The sequence below is a fragment of the Marinirhabdus gelatinilytica genome (assembly GCF_003353425.1).
Classification (GTDB): Bacteria; Bacteroidota; Bacteroidia; order Flavobacteriales; family Flavobacteriaceae; genus Marinirhabdus; species Marinirhabdus gelatinilytica.
This window is the reverse complement of the sequence record NZ_QRAO01000001.1, coordinates 1022009-1038915: the sequence shown is the minus strand read 5'-3', so window position 1 is coordinate 1038915 and position 16907 is coordinate 1022009. Positions and strand designations below refer to the sequence as shown.

The window sequence follows — 16907 nt, the reverse complement described above, 5'->3', positions numbered from 1 at the left end:
GGCCAATTTACTGTTACACAGCTGTTGGTATGGCTTCTACAAACGCTTAGTTTTCTTCGGCTTTTTGTAATTCTACCAATTCAATTTTGGTATTGGAAACCTCGAGGATGTTTATTTGGAACCCCTCTATTTCTATGGCTTCGCCCTGCTGGGGTATTTCTTCGGTTACGTGCACGATCATCCCGCCCAGCGTTTCATAACTTTCGCTTATCGGGAGGTCTAATTTGTAGGTTTCATTGAGATAATCTACTTCGTGTCTTGCCGAGAACCTATAATGGTTCTCGCCCAGTTCGTCCTCGGTAAGGGCAGCGCTGTCGTGCTCGTCTTCAATCTCACCAAAGAGTTCTTCAATAATATCTTCTACGGTAATGATGCCGGAAGTCCCACCGTATTCGTCTATTACCACGGCCATACTCCGGTGCTTTCGGGTAAGGATGTTGAGCACGTCTTTTGCCAGCATGGTCTCTGGCACAAAAATTACTGGCATCAATACTTTTTTAAGGGTCTGCGGTTTTTTGAAAAGCTCAAAAGAATGTACGTACCCCATTACATCGTCTATGTTCTCTCGATATACAATTATTTTTGAGAGCCCTGTCTCGGTGAATTTTTTTGAAAGCTCCTTGGGCGTGGTAGCTATTTCGGTAGCGATCACTTCGGTCCTTGGTATCATGACCTCCCGTGCTTTTATTTCGGAAAAATCGAGGGCGTTCTGGAAAATCTGTATCTCACTGTCAATCTCGTCCTGCAGCTCCACGGTTTCCATTTGTTCGCTTATGTAGTTCCCCAGTTCAATTTTGCTGAAGGTGAGCTGTACGGAATCCCCTTCGGTCTTGAAGAGATGTTTAAGCACTAAATCTGAAATCCAGATGATAAATTCTGAAATGAAAGTGAACAGTAGATAAAAAAAATAGGCAGGCACCGCAAATATCTTCACAAGACTATTTGCGTATATCTGAAAGAATACTTTAGGTAAAAACTCTGCAGTGAGGAGGATGACAATGGTTGAAATTAATGTTTGGGTGATAAGGCTGAAATCCTGAAACAGAAAAGTAATTACCATATTGTCCGAGGGCAACAAACCAGCAGACCAGGCCATTAACAGATCGCCCATAAAAAACCCATAAATCACCAGCGCAATGTTATTGCCCACAAGCATTGTAGCGATAAACTTTGAGGGTCTGGCCGTTATCCTCTGAAGTACTTTGGCGAGAAAGTCGTTCTGTTTTTTCTCTATTTCAATATGTATCTTATTGGAAGACACATAAGCAATCTCCATCCCCGAAAAGAAGGCCGAGAACAGCAAGGAGGCGATTATGATGATGATAGTGTAGTCCAAATGTGGTAACGATTGTAGATTTTAGATTGCAAATTTTAAATTTTTCATAAAAATGGGATCAAGCGTAGCACTTCACAACCAAACTATATTATAGCCCACTAACTCAATCTTCGCCTTTCCGTCTTTTTTCGATATTCTTACGGAACCTTCTTTTAAAGAAGAACATAAAAATTGCGACCACTGTAAAAAAGAGAAAGAGGTACGCCCTGTTCCTATCGTTATCCCATTCGGTAATTACCAGGTAAATGGCAAATGCCGCCATGGCTAGGTACACATATTCAAAAAGTTGGTATACTTTACTGGTCATCTTCTAATTTGTTTTTGTCTATTAATTGTGTTCCTTGGTTGTTACGGGATATAAAGGTAGTGAAATCTTGATTAGAATCGAAGCTGGCACCATTGTTTACTGAGCCATCTTTTAGCTGGATTTGGTAGGGTTGGTCCGTGAACACCCACTGCCGGGACTGGTCCCAGTACAACTGTTGTGCCTTGAGCACTACACTGTCACTGGTCACGACTACCACGTTCTCCCTAAGATCTACTAGACCTGTTTCGTCATACTGGATGGCATAATCTGAAAATACGGTGCTCATCTTTCCATCTTCCCAAAAATACAACTCTACGCCCTTGGGGAACTCCTTGTAGGGAAATTCTTTGTTTCCAAAATCGTGAAACTCTGGAGCTTTTAAATTGGCTACAACAGTACCGGAATCGGTATATTTCAAATTTACTCCTTTTCCCTCTCCTAAGGGCAGATTGTCTGCCTGCTGTAGTTGCTGCACTTTATTATAATTTCCCTCACATGAAAAAAGCGTGATGGCAAAAACTATCGCCATCACGCTAATAATACTATGAAGTTTAATGTACATCCTTATAGATTAGGAACTCTAACGCTTCCACCTACCCAACAGTTAAAGGTAATAGTTTTTCCTGCCATTCCAGAACTAAAGATATCACTCTTTTGTGGAGCGCGACCCCTGTAGGATGCAGCGGTCTGTCTTGCATTGGAAGCAATACTACCATCTACACGGGCAGCTCTATCGGCCATCTCTGCGGCTTTCCAGTAAATCGCTCTCTTCTCAAAGGCAGTACTACCACAGTTGTTTGCGCTGCTTGCGTACATATTTGCAATTCTTAGATACGCTCTTCCCAAAGATGGGTTTTGCTCCAAGGCTTTGTTATAATAGCTTCTTGCACTACTTAAACTACCCTTTTTACGCATATTCTCTGCAATTGTATAATACACCCTCGCCTTGTCCTTAGGTGTTGTTTCCAGCTCGGCAGCTTGGTTATAGTACTCCATCGCTTTGCTACCGTTCCCGTCTCTTTCGGCCAATTTACCTAAGTAGAAAGCAGATTTTGCCGAAGGCTCCAAGGTATGCAATTGCTGTACCATTTTAAAGAACATTGGAGTTTCACAGTCCTTGGAATTCAATTTTCCAGCGGCACTTTTCAACCAGTTCACATCATTTTTCTTTTCTTCATAAAGTCTTTCGTACAATGGAATAAGGTTTGGACAGTCTGCCAAGATACCCAACTTACCGTTTACACTACCTTTTACCTTTCCGTAGGCACCCAGATTGGTCTCGTAAGCACTAAGGTATTTCTTCTCCTTAGAGGTAAGTGCTGTACCAGAGTCTTCTTTTTCGATCAACTTCGTCAATTTTCCAGAAAGTTCAATTTCTTCTTTTTCCAACTTATCTATAATAGTATCGTACAGGTTGAAAACTTCCTGAATGTCCATCTTTCCTTCTTCCTGAAGGTCTACCGCCAAAGAGAAGTATGTATACAAACTCTTGGGGCTGGTAAAGGTTTCTTCATCTTTTTTAAAGGCAGCATCAAACTCTTGGAACTGATCCATTTTTGTGCCAATTCCAGCTTCATACTTTATTTGGGCAATATTCGCCATCTCACGACCTTCCTTGGTCTTGGACGGGAAATGTTGCATACGTAATCGAAGGTTTTTTTCAAGGTCTGCGATTTTGCTCTTGTCACCTTTTTCAATAAGGTCTTCGAACATTTTTGAACCATATTGGTACACGGCAACGCTCCAAGTAGGACATTTTTCTACCAGTGGACCGTAGTGCTGTAATGCACCTTGATAATTTTTTGCTTTGGCGGGTGCTGTAAACAGAGAACCCAAAGTTGTACATTCGTCTTGAGCGAAGGATTTGCCTCCAAGCGCAACAAAAAGAGTAGCTGCAAGTAAGATTACTTTCGTTTTCATAGTGTTAGTGTTTATGTAAGTGTTATTCAAAATATCTTTTTTCAAACCATTTGTCATTAAGTGACAAACTTAAATATGTGTTGAAAAAGTTTTCCTGTACCAGTCCAAAATCTTTGGTTCCGCGTGTTCCAACCTCAAATCCTATGTTCACGTTTGAGAAAACCCTGCCAACGGGTATACCAACTCCAAAAGATATGCCAAACTCGTTAATGTCTTGTCCGTTCACGTTTATTCCGGTTTCTTCAAACCTGAAACCTGCCCTATAAACCACTCGTTTCCAAAAGTTTCCAAAGGAATTGTAATTAGGGATGTAAAACCCACCAATTCTATATTTGGAGGCATCCTTAAATTCTACATTCGTAATATCAAAGGTCCTATTGGTAAAGTTACTGGTTTTTTGGTCGGTATATTCTGCGCCAACAAACCATTTTTTGTTCTGTCCTATTCCCGCTCCAAGTGTCCATTGCGAGGGAAACGTAAAATTGGTGTCGCTTACGTCAATATTCCTACTGTCCACAATTGCTTGTCCATTGTCGGTTTCCAAAACTGTTTGGATCACCCTGCTGTTTTCTGAAGTAAATTCGGTTTCAGGGGTATAGGTAAGTGAGGTGGAAAGCATCAATTTATCCGTGACCATTCTTTTGTAGGCAAGCCCAAGGTTATAACTGAAGCCCAAGAGATCGCTTCTATTAAGTTCTCTAGTACCATATTGTACATCGTTCAATCTAGCGGTTGCATTGTTCTCTATATTTCCGAAGTTATAGTTTGCATCTATCCCAACGCTAAGCCCATCGGTGATTTTATACGCAAGGGTTAAAAAAGCCTTGTTAAGCCCACCAGTTCCTGTATATTCGGTAGTTCCGTCTTCGCTCTCGTCTTTTAATTGATACCCTACCGAAGTATAAGGTATCAATCCAAAACTTGCTCCAAACTTATCACTGAGCGGTACTCCTATTGCCAGATAATCCAACGAGGTTGTTGTTGCCTGTTCTTTTTGGTCCGTTGTACGGAGGGTTTCAAATTTATGGCTTCCTCCAACCGTGTAGTTTACAAGTTTTAAATTTGCCACCCCAGCTGGGTTTTGGATACTTAAGTGTATGCTGTCGCTATACACGCTAATACCTGCCATGGCTCTGTTTTCTGCAGTGCCTTTAAACTTTAGGTTTCCTATTCCGTAGAACGAGTAGGGAGATACGGTTCCCTCTTGGGCTTGTGAAACTCCTATTCCAAGGAGTAAAATTACTACTAAAAATTTCTTTAACATTCCTGTGTGTTATGTTCTAAAATGTGGTCCAAGCCCTCCAATAAAAAATTAGGGATGGCAAAGATGCTATTTTTTAGGCTATCTCGCAACAAATGAGCATCGCCTCCTGTTAAAATAATTGTTAAATCGGGATATTCTGTACGATAATGATCTATGAATCCGTCAATTTCGTTCACAAGTCCGTAAAACACACCGCTATGGATGGAATCTTGGGTGTTGTTGCCAATAATGTTGGTAGATGGTGTTGGTGACAATAACGGTAAATTTGCCGTAAACGTATGTAATGCTTTATAGCGTAATTGTATTCCTGGTGAAATAGCACCTCCTAGATACTGGTTCTTGCCGTTCAAAAAATCGTAGGTAACGCAACTCCCAGCATCTACCACCAAGACGTTCTTTTGGGAAAACTGAACTGCAGCTGCACTTACCAACGCAACCCTATCCACCCCCAATGTGGTGGGCGTTTCGTATTTGTTCACGAAGGGCACAAGTGTGTCCTTGTTAAGCTGGAGGACATCCAGTTTGCTTGAAACCAATTCTAGCGCTTGCGGTGTAAAATTCCCAACAGAAGAAATGATAGCTTTTTGCAGTTGCGGGAAGTACTTAAATACAACCCCGATAGCACCCAACACCTCATCGCCTGAAATATTCACAAGATGCTTGAGCGCTCCTTTTTCGAAAACGGCCAACTTTGTACGGGTGTTACCTACATCTATTATCAGGTTCATATACTTGTAAAGACTTTTAACTTTTAGCGATGTTGCAAACAAAGGGAAGAAAATCCCATAAAACAAAAAACCCAATCTCAACACAGAGCTTGGGTTTAATGGTGGTACCTCCAGGAATCGAACCAGGGACACACGGATTTTCAGTCCGTTGCTCTACCAACTGAGCTAAGGTACCTGCTTAAAGCGGATGCAAAGATAAATTTATTTTGTTCAACTCAAAACAAATAATGTAAAAAAACCGAAACAAAATTTGTTTCGGTTTAAATCTATACTGGCACTCCTTAAGCTGCCAGGGAACGACCTTTCAATCGTTTCTCTATCTTCTGTTTTATAACGGTAAGTCGCTTCATCAAATCCATTAATGCGGCATCCTTGTTCTGTTTATATATTTCATTGACACCCAAGATCAATTCCTTCGCTTTTCTACTGGCAACGATACGGTCGCTAGTGGTCTTGAATGTATGCTTCTCTTGCTCAAACTGCAAGGCTTCGTTTATGATATCCATACTGTTATTCATTAAAAAATTAGAACTCTTTGCTAGTCTCTTAAAAAGAGAACTAAATATAATTCAGTTTAGTGTTCTATTTCAGAATTTAAACAAAACTTTAACACACCCAAAAAGCAGTGCTAACCAACCTGTGGTTTTAACTGTAAATAGTACCTTTGCAGCGTTTTAACATTCCGTAAAAATGAAAAAACTTTACCTATCACTACTACTGTTGGCAAGTTATGTAGGCCAAGCACAGATTTTAAACGCAGAATCGCTTCGAAAAGTAACAGATACTTCTGGATTTTCGGGTGCTGCCAGTGTAAATTTTGCATTGAAAAGAAACGTGAACGATTTTGTCACCCTTGGCAGCAACGTGCACGTGCAATACAAGAACAATAACCACCTTGCCCTCTTCAAAAACGATATCAATTTCCAAAAAATTGAAGGTGAGCGGTTCGAGAATGCCTTTATCTCGCACCTGCGCTACAACTATCGTTTCCACCCAAGGATTGCTTGGGAAGTTTTTGTACAGGGGCAGTACAACAAAGTGAACCTTATAGATTTTAGGGGGCTCGCAGGCACGGGACCACGGTTTAAACTCACCACTTCCGAAAATTACAAATTATACCTTGGCGCCGCCGCAATGTACGAGTATGAGGAAGTGGCAGATGGTATAACCCCTTTACAAAAGAACTTTAGGGGCACTTCCTATTTTTCCTTCAGTTTGTATCCCACAAAAAACATCAGCATAATAAGCACTACGTACTACCAACCGTTGTTCAAGGATTTTGGCGATTACCGAGTTTCTAGCCAGAGCTCCCTTTTGGTGGGGTTGTTCAGTAATTTTTCAGTAAAATTGAGCCATACCTTTGTGTACGACGCCTTTCCTGCTGTGGGCATTCCCAATTCCCAATATGAGTTTACCACCGGCATAGCCTATACGTTTGATTGAACTTTTTGTAAAACTTTCGTAAGGTTTCAATAATACCAAGACTACCTTTATTATATTTACGAGCAACAAAACCGGTCAGTGTTTTGTTGCGTAAATAATAATCAGAACTAACAACTATGTCATATTACGATCCAAAAGATCTCCGTAAATTCGGCAATATTACCGAGTGGAGCGAAGAGCTAGGAACCAAATTTTTCGATTACTACGGCAAAGTATTTGAGGAGGGAGCCCTCACCGCCCGTGAAAAATCACTCATAGCACTGGCCGTTGCACATACCGAGCAATGCCCGTACTGTATAGATGCCTATACGAAAGATGCCCTGCAACGCGGCGTCACTAAAGAGGAAATGATGGAAGCCATCCACGCAGGCGCTGCCATAAAAGGAGGAGCATCCCTGGTTCATGGGGTGATGATGATGAACAAAGTAAACAAACTGGACGGATAGTATCTGTCTGGGCGTGACCAAAAGGGTCCTGCCGGCAGGCAGACTTTCGGCAGTCGCTCTATTAAAGGAGCTCCTACAAAGCCTCAATGCCTCACGCAAAAATTAATTTTTAAAAAAGAGTTATCCACATTAGTGGGCCATATGTATGGGAAAACTAAAAACACAAAGCTTACAGAAACGAAATAGCGACCTTGCCCAATCCAACAGACAGTTGGAAATTCTCTCCAACGGGATTTTCCAAGATGGCGAGCTCCCTACCTTCGCAAAAAAAATAGATGAAACTAACCAATTTCCGCTTCGCCCCAAAAAGCTAGAGATATTACAAATAAACGTGGGTTATATGTGCAACCAAGTTTGCGAACATTGCCACGTAGATGCGGGCCCGGACCGTAAGGAAATCATGACCTGGGAAACCATGGAGCAATGCTTAGAGGTAATTCGTAATACTGGAGCCCACACATTGGACCTCACTGGCGGTGCCCCAGAGATGAACCCTAACTTCCGCCGTTTTGTGGAAGAGGCCAGCAAAGCAGGTGTCAAGGACTTTATCGTGCGCAGTAACTTGACCATCATAAGAGCCAACAAGAAGTATTACGATCTCCCAGATTTCTTTAAAAAGCACAATGTACACGTAGTGAGCAGCATGCCACACTGGACAAGAGGAAAGACTGATAAGCAACGCGGTGAAGGGGTGTTCGATATGTCCATAAAAGCATTACAGGAGCTTAACGACCGTGGCTATGGGATGCCAGATAGTGACCTGCGATTGGATTTGGTGTACAACCCAAGCGGTGCCTTTTTACCAGGTGACCAAGCCAGTATGGAAAAAGACTTTAAAAAAGCCCTATTAGAAGATTTTGGCATACACTTCCACAATCTATTTGCAATTACCAATCTGCCCATAGCTCGATTCCTGGATTATTTGATCGCTTCTGAAAATTACGAGGATTATATGTACCAATTGGTAGATGCCTACAATCCTGCCGCCGTTGAAAACGTGATGTGTACCAACACTATTTCAATAAGTTGGGATGGCTATTTGTTCGATTGTGATTTCAACCAAATGCTAGAGTTACCCGTTGCCAGCAAGATCAAGCACATTAGCGAGTACAACGAAGATATTTTAAACAATAGAAATATTGTAATTTCCCAACATTGCTACGGCTGTACGGCCGGGGCAGGCAGTAGTTGCCAAGGAACCGTAACCGATTAACGGAATAGAATCATCAACCAAAAAACCGCCATATTAATTTTTGCCAATTCGGCTCAAGAGGAGAGAAAAAATAAACCTTTCCGAAGAGCTGAACTGCTTTTTCAAGAACTGAACCAACAAACGGTCGCCAAGGTTCAAAAAACGGGGCTACCATATTTCCTCTTTTCAGAAAAAGAACAAAGCGGGACAACTTTTGGAGAAAGGTACACCAATGCAATACAATGGGTGTACGAGCAAGGTTTTGAAAACGTAATAACCGTTGGAAATGATACGCCGCATCTTAAGTCCTGTCAACTTTCAAAAACGGCAAAGCTTCTTGAAACCGAAAAAATAGTATTGGGCCCCTCTACCGATGGTGGGTATTATTTAATGGGACTGCACAAATCCCAGTTCAACAAGAACATCTTCTTAAAATTACCTTGGCAAACCTCGAGATTAACCCAGAGTATTGCTCGATTAGTAGCCGTGCAGCGCAACAACATAATTTTCTTGGAGACACTTCAAGATATTGATACGGTTGTCGATGTTCGAGACCTGCTTAACGGTTTTAGGAAAATCACAACTTCGCTTCGCAAAATTTTGCACACTATCGTCTCAAACGGAGTGCATTTTTTTTCAGTATATAATTTCAATACTTCTTCATTTCAGAAAAAAAGTCCTTTTAATAAAGGTTCCCCATTGTCTGTTTAAGTTTTTGCAACCAATATTTATGTCCCCTCGAGCGCAGTCGAGAGGTCATTATTACTTCTTATCATTTTGAGAAATTCTCGACTGCGCTAGAACAGACATTTTTACACCATGAAACAAATATACATTGCCGTACTGCTGTTATGCTCAGCAGTAGGCTATTCACAAATTACAGTGACGGGTACCGTAGAAAGTGCCCAGAACAATCAGGCTATTCCTTTTGCGAGTGTGATTGAAATCAACACCGCCAACGGAACAACCACCGATGAGGATGGTAACTTTACTATTTCGGTCACTAACGAAAATTCAGTTTTACAAATTTCCTCCATCGGATATGTCACTCAAACCTACACTGTGGGAAACAGCACCCAAATCTTTGCAAAACTAGCCGAAAGTGCCGAGGGACTGGACGAAATAGTAGTAACCGCCCTCGGGATTGAACGGGAGGAGAAAAAGTTAGGATACACGGTACAGGCATTAGAGTCAGGAGAAATTAATGATGTAAAGGCCGTGAACTTCTTGGACAATCTTTCAGGAAAATTAGCGGGCGTCACCATTTCACAAGGGGCTACGGGAGTAGGATCTTCTTCAAAAGTCACGATTCGTGGTGAGGCTTCTTTCAGCAATAACAATCCATTGTTCGTAGTAGATGGTGTTCCCATCAACAACCAAACGGTCTTCAATTTTACCAATGAGGCCGCAGCAGGTTTTCAGGAAATTGACTTTGGGAACGGTGCCATGGAGGTAAATCCAGACGATATTGAAAGCGTTACGGCTCTGAAAGGTCCCAGCGCTGCTGCACTCTACGGCACACGCGCCTCCAACGGTGTTATCGTGATTGAAACCAAAAGCGGGAAGAATAGTAAAGGATTGGGTATTAGTATCAATTCCTCCCTTTTCGTGGAAACTGCTTTTAAGCTACCCGAATTTCAGGATGAGTATGGACAGGGCAATTCTGGCGAATTTGAATACGTAGATGGTCTTGGCGGTGGGTTGAACGACAACATAACCTATTCGTGGGGACCGCGCCTCGATGTGGGCAACCTCATCCCACAATACGATAGCCCTGTGGTATTGCCCAATGGCTCTGTGGTTCGAGGGGGAGATACTTCCTTGTACAATGGCCTACCCATAACCCCAACTCCTTTTGTGTCTAATCCTGATAATTTGAAGGATTTTTATAAAACAGGCATCACGACTATTAACAATGCATCGGTTTCCAATGGGTTTGAGAGCGGAAATTATCGTCTTTCATTTACAGATTTAAGGAGCGAATCCATCATACCTGGTGTAAATCTGGATAGGCAAACGGTAAGTACCAAACTTCATTTTGAGCCTTCGAGCCTTACCGATATTGATGCTTCCATTAGCTACGTAAATTCTAGCAGCGATAACCGTCCGTCCAATGGCTACGGAAGCGAGAACGTAAACTACTCATTGGTAGCCTGGGGACCTCGATCCCTCAATATTGAAAATCTTCGTGATTATTGGCAGCCGGGTTTGGAAGGCATTCAGCAATACTCCTTTAACTATACATTTTTTGACAATCCCTATTTTATTCTTTTTGAGAACCGAAACAGTTTTGAACGTGATAGGGTCTTCGGAAATGTGTCCATCACACAAAAAATATCTCCAGAAATAAGCATTAGCCTACGTTCAGGGATGGATTATTCTTCTGAAAAGCGACAACTACGCCGTGCCTTCAGCAGCAATCGATTCCAACAAGGGGGTTATGCCGAACATGATGTGCTGTATCGGGAAGTGAACACCGACTTCTTAATAAATTACACCAAGGATTTTGGCGATTTCAGTTTCGATATTTCGGCAGGAGGAAACAGGTTGGACCAAACGGCCTCCACCAAACAGTCGCAAACGGTTAATCTGGCACAGCCGGGAATTTTCAACTTAAACAACGCCGCCTCTCCTATTGAGGTGTTTCAGTTCGATTCTGAAAAACGAATCAATTCCCTTTATGGTATCGCCAAATTGGGCTACAAAGATTTTCTGTTTATAGACATCACGGGGCGAAACGATTGGTCTAGTGCGTTAGCGACGCCGTTTTCGGTAAATGGCGCTTCGTTTTTTTACCCATCGGTGTCAGGTGCGTTTATCCTCTCCGAAGTTGCGCAACTGCCCCAAACCATTTCGTTCGCAAAGTTAAGAGCAAGTGTTGCACAAGTAGGTAACGATACGGGGCCCTACCAAACCTCGGGCGCTTTCATCTCGCAAACACCATTTCTGGGACAACCCACGGTAAGCAACCAAAATTTTATCCCCAATGCCAACCTAAGGCCAGAGCAAGTAACCTCTTTTGAAGTGGGTGCAGATGTTCGTTTTTTCAGCAATCGATTGAATTTGGACTTCACGTATTATAATGCGTTGACCGAGGACCAAATTATCTCGCTGCCTATCGCTATATCTTCAGGATATAACCAACAGGTAGTCAATGGTGGTTCGGTAAGAAACCAAGGCCTGGAAATCATTGCAGGGATCACACCCGTCCGCAATGAAAATTTCCGATGGAATTCTACTTTCAACTTTAGCACCAATAGAGCAGTAGTTGAAAGTTTACCGCAAAGTGATGGTAGGCTCACCTTGGCCTTTAGCCGAATTTACGACAGCGCAAATCAAACCGTTTGGTTTCAAGTAGAAGAAGGCGGCGAAGTGGGTGACATTTATGGTACTGGTTATTTAAAGAATGAAAATGGTGATTTTATCATAGATGAAAATGGTAACTACATTGCCAACAATGAACTGCAAAAACTAGGGAATTACAATCCAGATTTTATGTTGGGCTGGAACAATGAGTTTACATATAAAAAATGGAACCTTAGCTTTTTGTTCGATTGGCGTCAAGGAGGCGAAATCGTTTCCCGTACTCGAGCACTTGGTAACGTGGGCGGTCAATTGGCCGAAACAGCAAACCGACCCACAGAAGGTATTATTGCCGAAGGGGTTACCCAAGATGGCACTCCCAATACCGTAGCGATTTCGGCAGAGAGTTATTACCGACAGTTTTATGATAGAAACCACGAAGAGAACAATATTTACGACGCTTCGTATCTTAAATTAAGACAGTTTGCCATAGGATATTCCTTTAAACTGAAAGATGGATTTTTAGGGCTAAAAGAAGGTGGCGACATAAAGGTGTCACTCATTGGACGAAACATTTTCGCGATTACCGAAAATCCGCATTTCGATCCTGAGCAGCTTGCTGTGCAAGGCAACGGATTTGTGAGCGGTGTGGAAGATATGAGTTATGCTACCACACGTAGCATTGGTATAAAAGCAGGATTAAATTTTTAAATAAGCATTCATTTTGTCCGTTCGAGCGGAGTCGAGAACTATTTTGAGATTCCCAAGGTTAATGAGGTTCCAACTGCGCTCAACCAGACAATGAAAATAAAATAAATATGAAGTTAATATATAAAATAGCGGCCATTTTCGCACTAGTTTTTACGATAGCTGGGTGTACAAAAGATTTTGAAGATATAAACACCAATCCCAACAATCCCAACAACGTACAACCCAGTTTGTTGTTACGCCAGGTGATCTATAATTTTGGGGATGAAATGAGCTACGAGGGCTTTGTGGCGGGCGATTTACTTTCGCAACATAGAACTGCGCTGGACTTTAACCTATTCGATCGTCACGCCTTGAAATCGCCCCAATTGGGAGGTAATCCTTGGCCCATCTTTTACACCAATTTGCGTGACAATGAAATCATCCTCACCCAATCCCGCGAAACAGAAACCTTTGCCGTTTACGAAGGTCCAGCGTTGATTCTCAAAGCTTACATGGCGGCTGGTCTTACCGATCTGTTCGGCGATGTTCCCTATTCTGAAGCATTTAATGGCGTGGGCGGAACCGTTACTCCTGCTTACGATTTGCAGGAAGATATTTACCTGGCCGAAGGGGGAGTCTTGGATAATTTGGACAAAGGGATTCAGACACTGCAAAACTATGAAGGCATCATCCCATTGGAGGGTGACATCCTGTTTGACGGAAACCTGGAAAGCTGGGTCACCTTTGCCAATTCATTGAAAATAAAATATTTGTTAAGAATTTCAAGCAAAGTGGATGTAGCTGCTGAAATGCAGGCTGTTTTTGACTCTGGCAACTATTTTACGACAAACGCACAGAATGCTATATTCAATTTTACCAATACCGATCCAAACAGTTTCAGGTTGGCACAGTTGCGCATAGGCGATTTCAATAATTTTGTATTATCTGAAACCATGGAAAACGTACTGAAAAACCTCAATGACACGAGAATTTCAGAATTTTTCCGCCCCACCGAAAACAGCAACGGGACCGAATTTGAAGGCTTGATAAACGGTATTGACGCCTCCAGCACTTCTATTGAATTGGCAGAACTTTCGCTGGCAGGAACGGCTTTTAGGGAGGACACATCCACATTGGATGCCAATTTCTTGACCGCTTGGGAAACTGCTTTCAATCTTGCCGAAGCAGCCGAGAGAGGTCTTATCACCGCCGATGCCCAAATCCTTTATGAAACTGGAGTAGCCTTAGCATTTGAATATTGGCAAACAGACATGCCTGCAGATTATCTAACGGGCCCTGCTGCTTATAATGCTGCCAATGCTACACCTATTGAGCAAATCATTACCCAAAAATGGATTGCAAATGTCATAAACAGCTACGAAGGCTGGGTAGAATGGAGACGAACCGGTTTTCCAGAATTTTTGCCTGTGCAAGCAAGCTTAAATAACGGGTTGATTCCTGTGAGAATGCCATATCCCGCCGAGGAAGAAGCACTGAATGCAGAAAATTATCAAGAAGCAGCAAACGCCACCAATGGTAATGACGTTAACGTACCAGTTTGGTGGGATGAACAATAATATTTTATATTGATGGATGCACAAATTTGGCAATGGGGACTGGTAATCGTATCAAGTTTGATACTGTTTTTCCTATCCCCTTTGGCTAAAACTACCGACCAATTTTTTAAGGCCAGGCACAAAAATAGGGCCCCCAGTGCCCTTTGGCTCACGGGTAGCCTCATCATCTCGTGGATTTTTGCTAAAAGTATCACCAATGCCGCCAATTTGGGGATGGAATTTGGGATTGTGGGAGGCGTTGCGTATGCCGGCTATTACCTCTCTTTTGCCGTGGCTGGTGTGATTATTTACCAACTACGCACCAAAGGTGGTTTTGATAGTATCCATCATTTTTTGACCAGCAAGTTCGGGAAAGGGGCTATGGCACTTTTTTCTATTTTAGTTGCCATTAGGCTTTTCAATGAAGTGTGGAGCAATACCATAGTTATTGGTACCTATTTTGGCGAACAGGGTAGTACACCTTATTATTGGGCTATTTTGGTGTTCACTATTTTAACGCTTGCTTACGCTATTAAAGGTGGATTGAGCAGCTCTATTTTTACCGATGTGATACAAATGGTGTTGTTTTCGGTGCTATTGATCGTGATATTGGGCGTTATTTTTTCTGCCAAAGATTTTACCGTCCAGCAAGCAGCCACTTCTGGAATTTGGAGTTTCGATCTTGGGCTCAATTTGTTTTTTGCAGCGATTATTCAATCGTTCAGTTATCCGTTTCACGATCCTGTATTGACGGATAGAGGCTTTTTGAGCTCAGCAAAGGTCACTCGCAAGAGCTTTTTGTGGGCCAGCTTTTTGGGCGCTATTTGTATTGTGCTGTTCAGTTTGATCGGGGTGTTTGCCCAATCACAAGGGATGCAAGGACAGGCCGCCGTGGAAGTTGGCAAGGCTTTTGGCATTGTAATTTTATTGGTTATTAATTTTATCATGATCACTTCAGCAGCCTCAACCTTGGACAGTACGTTTTCGTCATTTTCGAAATTATTGTCGATCGATTTGAAAATGGGAAAAGACCTCACTTTTGGCCGGGCAGCAATGGCGGGAATAGCCATTATTGGTACGATACCTGTTTTTCTGGATGCTGAAATCTTAAGTGCCACGACCATTTCTGGAACGATGGTCATTGGGCTAACCCCTGTTTTTATGTTCTGGAGAGTGAAAGCCCCCAAAATAAGTTATTACCTAAGTGTACTTGCAGGACTTTTTTTTGGATTTTTGCTGGTTTTTGAAATGGTCCCAGAACCGTTCATCTTAACCAAAGGAAAGTACGCCTCGCTACTTTGGGCAAATGTTTGGGGCATTTTAAGTTGTATTACTTTATATCTTGTACCATCTTGGATAAGAAAATAAAAAACATAGGAGCTTTATCTGGCAAGACGCTGCTCTTTGGTGGTGTGTATAGCAATTTGCAAGCACTCGAAAAATTGAAGGCAATTGCCGAAGAGGAGAACATCCCAGCCCAGAATTGTATTTCCACAGGAGATATTGTGGGCTATTGTGCCCAGCCAGAGGAAACCGTACAGTTGTTCAAACTTTGGGGTGCACAGAGCATATTGGGGAATGTAGAGATACAATTGCGCGACGGTGCCGAAGACTGCGGCTGCGACTTTAGAGAAGGCTCGCGTTGCGATGGTTTTTCGCAGTTATGGTATCCATACGCGCAGGCCAAACTTTCTAAAAACTCGATTGAATTTTTAAGTAGTTTGCCAGATCATATTCAATTTCAATATGCTGGAAAAAAGGTATTCGTATTGCACGGTGGCTATGATAATGTTTCAGAATTTATTTATAAATCCACTCCTTGGGAACGAAAGGAACACCATTTTAAAACGACCGAAAGTGATGTGATTGTAGCGGGCCATTGCGGGTTGCCGTTCCATCATATAAATGAAGATAAAATCTGGCTCAATCCCGGTGTTATCGGGATGCCCGCCAACGATGGGGAGCCCCACGTTTGGTTCGTAATTCTGGATGATACCGATGGTACTATCAGGTTTAAGCATCATAACTTCAATTACAATCACAAGCTGGCCAGTAGATTGATGCAAAATGGCTTGTTACCTGAGGAATATGCCAGAACCATTATTACGGGGATTTGGGACAATACCGAAATTCTGCCTTCCGTAGAAAGCGGGCTGCAGGGGTTTGGCATACAATTATAAATTAACTAAGTTTGAAAGTTTTGAAATCTTGAAAAAAACACTATACATATTACTTCTGCTGGTAACCTTTCAGGGATTTGCCCAAAAAACGCTGGACCAGTTGTTACAACAATACAATACCCATAGTGTTCCATACATTTCGGTGGAAGGTTTGAGGGCGCTTCAGGTTAATGAAGAAATTATACTATTGGATACCCGAGAAGCTTCAGAATTTTCCGTGAGCAACATAGAAGGCTCGCAATGTGTTGGCTTCAACAATTTTTCAGCCGAAGAAATTTCAGAAGCAATAGAAGACAAAGACACCCCTATCGTAGTGTATTGTTCCTTGGGAATTAGAAGCGAACAAGTGGGTGAGAAATTACAGAAAGCTGGGTTCACCAATGTAAAAAACCTATACGGTGGTATTTTTGAATGGAAAAACAAGGGATACCCAATCTTGGATAGTAAAAAAATTGAAACCGATACGGTACATACATTTTCCAAGCTTTGGAGCAAATGGCTCTTAAAGGGAATCCCGATGTACGAATAAAGAAACCAGAAGA

16 protein-coding genes and 1 tRNA gene are annotated in these 16907 nt (G+C 42.2%); 9 read left to right on the top strand and 8 right to left on the bottom strand.

The features are described from left to right. Nucleotides 1-46: 46 nt before the first annotated feature. From C8D94_RS04735 to C8D94_RS04700, 8 genes are all read right to left on the bottom strand, one after another. The gene (locus C8D94_RS04735) at nucleotides 47-1336 is read right to left on the bottom strand and encodes a hemolysin family protein (RefSeq protein WP_115122720.1); all 1290 of its coding nucleotides are present in this window, start codon (nucleotides 1334-1336) and stop codon (nucleotides 47-49) included. 103 nt (nucleotides 1337-1439) lie between these two features. Beyond that, nucleotides 1440-1643 (bottom strand): hypothetical protein, encoded by a 204-nt coding sequence (locus tag C8D94_RS04730; protein WP_115122719.1) that lies wholly within the window; start codon nucleotides 1641-1643, stop codon nucleotides 1440-1442. Then, nucleotides 1633-2205, bottom strand: coding sequence for an LPS export ABC transporter periplasmic protein LptC (gene lptC, locus C8D94_RS04725; protein ID WP_115122718.1), 573 nt, complete (start codon nucleotides 2203-2205; stop codon nucleotides 1633-1635). The genes C8D94_RS04730 and lptC overlap by 11 nt, the downstream gene beginning before the upstream one ends. 2 nt (nucleotides 2206-2207) lie before the next feature. Further along, entirely contained in the window at nucleotides 2208-3563 is a 1356-nt protein-coding gene (locus C8D94_RS04720) for a hypothetical protein (protein ID WP_115123038.1), read from the bottom strand. Nucleotides 3564-3585: 22 nt separating this feature from the next. Beyond that, on the bottom strand, nucleotides 3586-4827 hold the full coding sequence (locus C8D94_RS04715; protein ID WP_115122717.1) for an OmpP1/FadL family transporter: 1242 nt from the start codon (nucleotides 4825-4827) through the stop codon (nucleotides 3586-3588). After that, nucleotides 4821-5555 (bottom strand): type III pantothenate kinase, encoded by a 735-nt coding sequence (locus C8D94_RS04710; protein WP_115122716.1) that lies wholly within the window; start codon nucleotides 5553-5555, stop codon nucleotides 4821-4823. Before C8D94_RS04710 ends, C8D94_RS04715 begins: the two co-directional genes overlap by 7 nt. A 99-nt stretch (nucleotides 5556-5654) precedes the next feature. Beyond that, nucleotides 5655-5730, bottom strand: a tRNA-Phe gene (locus C8D94_RS04705). Nucleotides 5731-5836: 106 nt separating this feature from the next. Beyond that, nucleotides 5837-6061 carry a hypothetical protein gene (locus tag C8D94_RS04700; RefSeq protein ID WP_115123037.1) on the bottom strand — a complete coding sequence of 75 codons (225 nt, stop codon included), beginning with the start codon at nucleotides 6059-6061 and terminating at the stop codon, nucleotides 5837-5839. A gap of 184 nt (nucleotides 6062-6245) precedes the next feature. Here C8D94_RS04700 and C8D94_RS04695 point away from each other — a divergent pair, with 184 nt between their 5' ends. The 9 genes from C8D94_RS04695 (at nucleotide 6246) to C8D94_RS04655 (ending at nucleotide 16894) form a co-directional block, all read left to right on the top strand. After that, nucleotides 6246-6998: a DUF481 domain-containing protein gene (locus tag C8D94_RS04695; RefSeq protein ID WP_115122715.1), complete on the top strand. Its 753-nt coding sequence runs from the start codon at nucleotides 6246-6248 to the stop codon at nucleotides 6996-6998. Nucleotides 6999-7114: 116 nt separating this feature from the next. Beyond that, complete coding sequence (locus C8D94_RS04690) at nucleotides 7115-7444, top strand: arsenosugar biosynthesis-associated peroxidase-like protein (RefSeq protein WP_115122714.1); 330 nt, start codon at nucleotides 7115-7117, stop codon at nucleotides 7442-7444. Nucleotides 7445-7589: 145 nt separating this feature from the next. Next, nucleotides 7590-8657, top strand: coding sequence for an arsenosugar biosynthesis radical SAM (seleno)protein ArsS (arsS, locus tag C8D94_RS04685; protein ID WP_115122713.1), 1068 nt, complete (start codon nucleotides 7590-7592; stop codon nucleotides 8655-8657). 9 nt (nucleotides 8658-8666) lie between these two features. Beyond that, entirely contained in the window at nucleotides 8667-9347 is a 681-nt protein-coding gene (locus C8D94_RS04680) for a TIGR04282 family arsenosugar biosynthesis glycosyltransferase (RefSeq protein WP_317047701.1), read from the top strand. A gap of 108 nt (nucleotides 9348-9455) precedes the next feature. After that, nucleotides 9456-12650 carry a SusC/RagA family TonB-linked outer membrane protein gene (locus C8D94_RS04675; RefSeq protein ID WP_115122711.1) on the top strand — a complete coding sequence of 1065 codons (3195 nt, stop codon included), beginning with the start codon at nucleotides 9456-9458 and terminating at the stop codon, nucleotides 12648-12650. Nucleotides 12651-12757: 107 nt separating this feature from the next. Beyond that, nucleotides 12758-14206 (top strand): SusD/RagB family nutrient-binding outer membrane lipoprotein, encoded by a 1449-nt coding sequence (locus C8D94_RS04670; protein WP_115122710.1) that lies wholly within the window; start codon nucleotides 12758-12760, stop codon nucleotides 14204-14206. A gap of 12 nt (nucleotides 14207-14218) precedes the next feature. Beyond that, nucleotides 14219-15553, top strand: a complete 1335-nt coding sequence (locus C8D94_RS04665; RefSeq protein WP_115122709.1) for a sodium:solute symporter family transporter — start codon at nucleotides 14219-14221, stop codon at nucleotides 15551-15553. After that, nucleotides 15538-16365, top strand: a complete 828-nt coding sequence (locus C8D94_RS04660; protein ID WP_115122708.1) for a metallophosphoesterase family protein — start codon at nucleotides 15538-15540, stop codon at nucleotides 16363-16365. Before C8D94_RS04665 ends, C8D94_RS04660 begins: the two co-directional genes overlap by 16 nt. A 28-nt stretch (nucleotides 16366-16393) precedes the next feature. Continuing rightward, nucleotides 16394-16894, top strand: coding sequence for a rhodanese-like domain-containing protein (locus C8D94_RS04655; protein ID WP_115123036.1), 501 nt, complete (start codon nucleotides 16394-16396; stop codon nucleotides 16892-16894). Nucleotides 16895-16907 lie beyond the last annotated feature (13 nt).

Excerpts from the sequence above, each read along its gene's own strand:
- C8D94_RS04730 (WP_115122719.1), bottom strand. The coding sequence starts at position 1,643 with ATGACCAGTAAAGTATACCAACTTTTTGAATATGTGTACCTAGCCATG.
- lptC (WP_115122718.1), bottom strand. The coding sequence starts at position 2,205 with ATGTACATTAAACTTCATAGTATTATTAGCGTGATGGCGATAGTTTTT.
- C8D94_RS04720 (WP_115123038.1), bottom strand. The coding sequence starts at position 3,563 with ATGAAAACGAAAGTAATCTTACTTGCAGCTACTCTTTTTGTTGCGCTT.
- C8D94_RS04715 (WP_115122717.1), bottom strand. The coding sequence starts at position 4,827 with ATGTTAAAGAAATTTTTAGTAGTAATTTTACTCCTTGGAATAGGAGTT.
- C8D94_RS04710 (WP_115122716.1), bottom strand. The coding sequence starts at position 5,555 with ATGAACCTGATAATAGATGTAGGTAACACCCGTACAAAGTTGGCCGTT.
- C8D94_RS04700 (WP_115123037.1), bottom strand. The coding sequence starts at position 6,061 with ATGGATATCATAAACGAAGCCTTGCAGTTTGAGCAAGAGAAGCATACA.
- C8D94_RS04695 (WP_115122715.1), top strand. The coding sequence starts at position 6,246 with ATGAAAAAACTTTACCTATCACTACTACTGTTGGCAAGTTATGTAGGC.
- C8D94_RS04690 (WP_115122714.1), top strand. The coding sequence starts at position 7,115 with ATGTCATATTACGATCCAAAAGATCTCCGTAAATTCGGCAATATTACC.
- arsS (WP_115122713.1), top strand. The coding sequence starts at position 7,590 with ATGGGAAAACTAAAAACACAAAGCTTACAGAAACGAAATAGCGACCTT.
- C8D94_RS04675 (WP_115122711.1), top strand. The coding sequence starts at position 9,456 with ATGAAACAAATATACATTGCCGTACTGCTGTTATGCTCAGCAGTAGGC.
- C8D94_RS04670 (WP_115122710.1), top strand. The coding sequence starts at position 12,758 with ATGAAGTTAATATATAAAATAGCGGCCATTTTCGCACTAGTTTTTACG.
- C8D94_RS04665 (WP_115122709.1), top strand. The coding sequence starts at position 14,219 with ATGGATGCACAAATTTGGCAATGGGGACTGGTAATCGTATCAAGTTTG.